The sequence below is a fragment of the Aminobacter sp. P4_D5 genome (assembly GCF_056401815.1).
Genome location: NZ_JBFUIP010001296.1, coordinates 1 through 537, shown reverse-complemented (window position 1 = coordinate 537; position 537 = coordinate 1). Strand labels below are relative to the sequence as shown.

1 protein-coding gene is annotated in these 537 nt (G+C 68.2%); it reads right to left on the bottom strand.

Annotated features, from left to right (window positions below):
• Positions 1 to 415 (bottom strand): helix-turn-helix domain-containing protein (locus tag AC1DWF_RS38030; RefSeq protein WP_476843574.1); only part of this gene is annotated, 415 nt, incomplete at its 3' end.
• Between the last annotated feature and the right edge of the window lie 122 nt (positions 416 to 537).

Here is a 537-nt window from a genome sequence, read left to right as displayed (position 1 = left end):
CGCCAGAGCCGGTGCCAGTGCCGGCTTGGGCCGCCAGCATCGCCAGCACGTTCAGCATCGCGTTGCGCAGCCCCGATTCGCGAATCCGGGCCAGATGCCCGAAGGCAGCGCAGGCGTCGGCGAAGATGGGGTCGTCGGGGCCGAGACTGTCGGCGCCGGCTCCGGGATGGAGGTTCATGAGCAGCGCCGCGGGCGCAACGTCGAGCACTGCGGCGAAGCGCAGCAGCCGGCCGATCGAGAGGCGGGTGAGGCCGGTCTCGTATTTCTCGACCTGCTGCGGGGAGACACCGAGGCCAGCGGCCACGATGCGCCGGGAGATACGGCGCGCCTCGCGGATCTGCCGGAGCCGGACTCCCAGGGCGAGATCAGCGGCGTCGGCGCTGACGGGAGGCTCTCGCAGCTTCTTCGCGACCATGGCGGCACTCCTTTTTCTTCTTCGTCCCCGATGATCCCAACGTCGAGGACGACGGGACCGGACCCGTCGACCTGGAACGGTTCCAGGCCGCAGGATAATCACCGTTTTTCGTATGTTAAGGA